At 44.0% G+C, this 5742-nt stretch carries 3 protein-coding genes and 1 pseudogene; 2 read left to right on the top strand and 2 right to left on the bottom strand.

Annotated elements, in window-relative coordinates; genetic code table 11:
* A pseudogene (locus F6K46_RS37770) lies at window positions 1-422 on the top strand (hypothetical protein); the annotation flags it as partial.
* Between the two features lie 723 nt (window positions 423-1145).
* Here F6K46_RS37770 and F6K46_RS37765 read toward each other — a convergent pair.
* On the bottom strand, window positions 1146-1805 hold the full coding sequence (locus F6K46_RS37765; protein ID WP_293067984.1) for a DUF928 domain-containing protein: 660 nt from the start codon (window positions 1803-1805) through the stop codon (window positions 1146-1148).
* A 92-nt stretch (window positions 1806-1897) separates the two neighbouring features.
* Here F6K46_RS37765 and F6K46_RS37760 point away from each other — a divergent pair, with 92 nt between their 5' ends.
* Window positions 1898-2035, top strand: coding sequence for a hypothetical protein (locus F6K46_RS37760; protein WP_293067982.1), 138 nt, complete (start codon window positions 1898-1900; stop codon window positions 2033-2035).
* 191 nt (window positions 2036-2226) lie between these two features.
* On the opposite strand, the gene F6K46_RS37755 is transcribed toward F6K46_RS37760, so the two are convergent.
* Window positions 2227-4923 carry a CHAT domain-containing protein gene (locus tag F6K46_RS37755; protein ID WP_366510876.1) on the bottom strand — a complete coding sequence of 899 codons (2697 nt, stop codon included), beginning with the start codon at window positions 4921-4923 and terminating at the stop codon, window positions 2227-2229.
* Between the last annotated feature and the right edge of the window lie 819 nt (window positions 4924-5742).

The following is a 5742-nucleotide window of genomic DNA, read 5'->3' as shown; positions in this document are numbered from 1 at the left end:
GCGGTGCGACCCCGGCGAGGTTCCCTCGCCTAGGGAACGCGCACCAAGAGAATCGAGTTAGAGCACATGTCTTTTTATGTATGTTATCTTATTACGTTGAATGGCACAGGTCGCAAGCTTTAGCTCCGATACTTTTTGCAGATGAAGAATCTGAGCAAGTCCAACTCACTACAACTGAAGTCGTCGCTCCATCCCAACGTTCAAAGAAAGCTTTATCGAAAGCTCGTAAAAAGAAAACACAAGATAAATTACCTGTACACAGCTTTAATACGTTAATGGCAGATTTAGGGACGATTACTCTCAATACGATTAACACAAAGTTGGAGGGGAAGGATATTACCTTTGAGAAAATAACCCAAGCCACTCTCCTTCAACAAAAAGCTCTAGATTTACTGGGAATTTCGGTATTTTGTACCCAGTAAATGCCTAAGAAAAAATCCTCAATTCCAATCCAAGCATAGGTTGTGCTGTTTTGTCAAAGGGGAACTTCAGCTATAGGCGCTTCTATTGGTTGGCAGGATTCCAGGAATAGCATCGACCGGTAGAACTGCTTTTGTGGTGAGTCACTAAGCCGTCGATAACTTACCTACAGAATTCCCAGTAAATCCTGACTAAGTAACAGTCTTGAGAAAACAAGCAAAAAAGGGAGAAAAATTGAGCTTGCCCAATTGTGGAATGATTGAGGCTAATTGGTCATGGATAATTGCTAACTGACTCAACTATACCAGGGTAAGCGCAAGAATCAATAAGTCGTGGCTTACCCTCGAAAAAAACCGCTTCATTCTCAACAAATAAACTCTATTGCGATTAAATTTATACGAGATTATAGGGGTTTCGAGCGACGATCAACGAATATCCAGCCAATGCACATTATGAGCCATTTTTTCTTGCGCTTACCCTGTCAACTATACTTGATTGAGTTTCTTAGTTCAGCTATTGACAGGATAGGACGGAATCAATTCCGTAAGTTGTTTTAAGCCCCATCTTAAACCCCTGGTTGAAAACCAGGGGTTTAAGATGCGATATTTTTTGGAGTTATCACAAATCAGCTGCTAACTAACCCCTTGATCCAGATAGGATTAAATCCTTGCTTTATAAGGATTGCAGGATAATAGTTGATGGTATGATGTTCAGATATTTATAGTTTATTTATTGAGCAACGGCTGGTTAGCGATCGCAGTTAGTCCTTGTGATTTTAACAGTTCTTCCCAATGGGAGAGATAGACTGAATTTTTTGGTTCAGCTCGCCTTAAATCAGCGAGGGTAGAGACAGTATCGACCCAAATCCCTGATTCAGCCAACAATGAGGCTTTTTTCAGTGAGGCTTTTAATGTCTTCTGATTCATCAAGGTAGAATTGGCTTCAACTCGACGAACCCATCCAGTTACCTCAGGACTATCTGGTTCTAAATACTCCCCACAAATCATCACCAAAGACCACTGGTAATTCTTACCGACCTTTAGTGGTGGAGCCTGAGGTGGTAATTCAACCGCCATTACACCTGGCTGATTAGGCAGACGTATAAAGGTCTGGTAATGATGGTTTCGCTGTTCATCCTCGAAACTTAAAAAAGCTTCTTTAGCTGAAGTCTGAGGAACATATACCAGCAAAGTTGGACGTTCTGCCACCGTTAAGCCCACATTAGTAGCTGGCATCAGGGGTGTGACTGATGAAGTGGTGGTTTTAGAATCAGAGAAACAAATATCTTCACCCCGGGAAGCTCCACCCCTTCCCGTCTTTGGTGCTGGATTCTTCCCATTTTGGAACATCACCGCCTGACTTGGCAAACTGTGGATTAAAGTCATTCCTAGGAATAGGAAAGTAAAACAAAGTGGTAATCTCACGGTTAATTTGTTTGATTTCATAAAATATTTCCTATTGCTGCAGGACCTTCTTTATGATTATTCTGGGCACAGAAAGCAAAGCAGATATAGCAGAAGTCAGAAGTCAGAAGTCAGAAGTCAGAAGTCAGAAGTCAGAAGTCAGAAGTCAGAAGTCAAACTATTGCGCTTACTTAGGTTTGATACTTTTGTGATGTCCTAACTGCCCTGGCGACTGCTAGAATTTGCCGCTTTCTAATTTTTTTTTTGAGGGTTGCTATAAATTTCAATATAAACGCCTAATGTTTGCGTTCATGTTTGTTTTATGTTTTATTTCTAGTATGTTTTATGCCCAATTGTCCTCTAATAATGTGTTTGAAAAGTCCTTCGATTAGAGATAGAGCAATTACAACCAATTTCCCACTAACACAAAGGGAGCCCAATAGACAGGATGGTTGTATTCCCCTTTCAATAGCGCTAACTGAGCACGGCGCAACGCTTCAGCTTTAGTTACACCTGCTTGAGCCAGATACTTGTAAAATTCAGCCATCAGCTGAGCAGTAGATTCATCCCTTACTGCCCATAGGGTAGCTAAGGTACTGCGTGCTCCCGAACGTACTGCTACTCCAGCTAACCCCAACACAGCACGATTATCCCCTCTAGCAGTTTGGCAAGCACTGAGTACCAATAATTCAATTGGATTAGTGTCTTGTCTTTCTCTTGAGCGCAGTAGTGAATTGAATTGCCGGACATTAATTCGATCGTTCCAGGCTAACACAAACGTCTCATCGGCAGTACTACTAAACTGACCGTGGGTTGCCAGATGCAATACTGGGAAAGGTTGTGCATCAACAGCGCTTTGGAGGTTGGTATCAGTAAACTCCTGATTCAAAAGCACTGTTGTGGAAATTTTTGACGAAATCTGGTCTAATTCTCGCTTTACTGCTGGCAAAGGCTTAAAACCTTGGCGACCCTCACTCAGCCCAGCAGTTATAGCTTGGATCTGTTTCGATTCAAGGGAGCGTGGATCTAAAAGCTGCAATCCTGGACTTAGAGCTATGCTATATTTCTCGATCAGATACTGTTGACCATCATAAAGAGCGGACATCGGTAAATTCCGCAAAGTACCATCTAGCACAAATACTAGAGTTGTGATGCCGTAGTCTTCTAACTCAGATTCTACAGGTCTAATCAGCAAATCATAAGCTTGCTGATAGAGCTTGAGACGTGCTGGCTCAGAAAAAGCTCTATTCAGGGATTGTCGCATCCGTCGGAAAAACTGCTCTAGCTCAGCTTGAGGTATATAAGTTTGGTAGTGACGGAGCGCTTGTCCTGGCACAGAAACGATCACCTCTAACCGTTCTGGCAAAATAATCGGATAAATAACTGCCGCTTTCTGGTCAATCTGGTCGATCTGCCTGGGTTGACCTTTTAAACAGGCTTCCTGGAAAAAGTTCTCTAATTCAGCTAATTGCAGCGATTCAATAACTTCCATCGCCTTTTTCAGGTGGTCTTGACTAATTTCCCCTGAGGCTTTTGCCTGGGATACCCCTCCTGGCTCAGGGGGGTTGACAGAGGGTTGCAGTAGTAATTCGACTAGCTCTCGATAGATCGGTTCAACAGTTTCAGTGAAAGAAAATTGGACATCTCGATTGATAGCGACTAAGTCTGAGCGCAGTGACTGGAGAGTTTTGACCGCTGAATCGTAAGCTGCGATCGCTTCGTTGATATCCCCCTGCTGTTTGTGCAGCCTCCCCAGTTGCCAAGCGGCACGAGCGGCAATATCTGAAGCATGATTACCTTGGGCAATCTGTAGAGCATTCTCTGTTAACCTCAAAGCCTCGGACCACTGCTGGGTTTGTTCATACAATGAACCTAACTGAGTCATCGCATAAGCTTGAGCTTTTGGATCCCCCAATTCCATAGCTTGTTGCACTGCTCGTGCCAGAATTTTTGCGCCTTTTTGGATGGGTATAGGCACCCCTTGTGACTGTCTAGGGGAAGCAGCTGCCAACTTTGACAAGCTCTCAGCAAAGTTGACCGCAGCGTAGACTGTGGTTCGACTGGGGGGCTGCTGAGCTAGATTAGATTCAATGGCAGGCAATAGTGCGATCGCTTTCTTGTGCTGGTCTAGTTCTAGATAAAGGCTGAGTTGGTTGAGTTGGGCTTCAGTTTTAATTTGTGGGCTAGTTGCTTTTATTACCACTTGTTGGTAATAATTCAAGGCGGTTTCCGGCTCTTTTAAGTTCCTGGAAGTATTTCCCAAGCTGAAAATAATGTCACTGGTATCGCTGGGAGAATCTAACTTCTGGGCGATTGCCAAACTTTGCTCTAAAACTTCCCTGGATGCGTGTACATCTCCCACTACTTGCAAAGCCACTCCCAAACTCCGCAATCCCTTGACTTTAAGCAGGGAATCATCTTGAGCTTGGAGCTTTTCATTGACAGCTTCTAAGAGTTTTCGCGATCGCCTGTAGAAGCCCATCGTTTTTAGGGCTTGAGCCTGGTTAATCTGGCTACCCAAGATGCCAACCTCATCCCCTACAGATTGATAGGTAGCTTCTGAGTTTTGCCAACTTTCCAGGGCAGATTCCGTTTGTCCCATAGCATTTCTGAGACTTCCCTGAATAGTCAGCGCTTGAGCCAAAATCGACCCTTCTTCCCTAAGTTGTGGAGCCTGCAAAATCTTCAAACTTCTGTCAATAGCACTCTGGGCTTGCTCCCATTTTCCCAATCGTTGGTCAGCTAAGGACAGATAGCTCAAGCTCAAAGCTTGTCCCACTTCATCACCTTGTTGCTCAAAACCAACAGCTGCCTGTTGCCACACAGCAGCCGCCTCAGCAAATCGTCCGGCTTCATAGAGAGTTTTGCCTTGCTCTAGCAACTCTGAACCATGGTGGGCGGGTTCTAGCACAAGGGTTTGGGGATTAGAAATAGCACTAACAATTTCCTGGTTTCCACCGACCTTTGCTCTACTCCCCAGTACCGAATGATCAGGATGGGCTACAGCAGGCACTACCATAGTCACTATCAAAAAGGTTAGTAATCCTAACCAAATAGTAGAGTGAATAGATTTGGGAAGCTTACCTAGCTTGCTCATCATCTATGTCCAATAACCACCAGCAAATGTTCTTGGGCTCGCATAAATTTCTGTGATCTTAGTTATTAATTGGTTATTTATAATTGATTTATTATAAATAACTGACTATTAGCCATGACCGGAACATAGTCTTCCCCAACATGGGATCTAATCGCGATTAGTTCTATAGTTCCCACTTTTCTAGGCAAGAGCGTCAACCAACAAACTGCTTAAAAATTGGGTTCGATTACCCATTACCTATTACCAGTTGGGTTAACGGGGGTATTCAACCCTGATTAGGTATGGCTATCGATGCTTAATCAACAGCTTTTGTGATAATATAGGGACATATTACAATTGGGGCTGTGGCTCAGCTGGATAGAGCAAGCGCCTCCTGAAAAATCGGGCACCATGGAAGAAATTCTGTGAGTGAATGTGGTCAAATTCGGTGAAACCTAAGGGGTATTTAGCTTATTCAGTACTCTAAGGCAATACCGAGCCAAGCCTGAATCTGTGTGCGAGTCATCGCCCTTGGTTAAATGCAGGAAGGTGGAGAGACTAGACGGCCACCACCTAAGGGGTATTAACCTTAAGGGGTATTAACTTTAAGGGGTGTTAACCTAGGGTGAAGGTATAGTCCAGAGAGTGGGGAAACTCACACCAATCTGAAGCGCTAGGTCGCCGGTTCGAATCCGGCCAGTCCCGTTTTTAAGCTGTTAGCTACCCCGGCGAGAAGCCCCGCACCATAATCTTTGATTTGGTGTCGGGATGATAGCCGGGACAGGGTTTATGTAAATTAACAGTTATCATTCACCTGGTTTGTGTTAAGATATTTTGATGGCA

It is taken from the genome of Moorena sp. SIO3E8 (assembly GCF_010692445.1).
GTDB lineage: Bacteria > Cyanobacteriota > Cyanobacteriia > Cyanobacteriales > Coleofasciculaceae > Moorena > Moorena bouillonii.
Note: the sequence above shows the minus strand (reverse complement) of the source record. Positions and strands in the feature narration are given on the sequence as shown.

Excerpts from the sequence above, each read along its gene's own strand:
- F6K46_RS37755 (WP_366510876.1), bottom strand. The coding sequence starts at position 4,923 with ATGATGAGCAAGCTAGGTAAGCTTCCCAAATCTATTCACTCTACTATT.
- F6K46_RS37765 (WP_293067984.1), bottom strand. The coding sequence starts at position 1,805 with ATGACTTTAATCCACAGTTTGCCAAGTCAGGCGGTGATGTTCCAAAAT.
- F6K46_RS37760 (WP_293067982.1), top strand. The coding sequence starts at position 1,898 with ATGATTATTCTGGGCACAGAAAGCAAAGCAGATATAGCAGAAGTCAGA.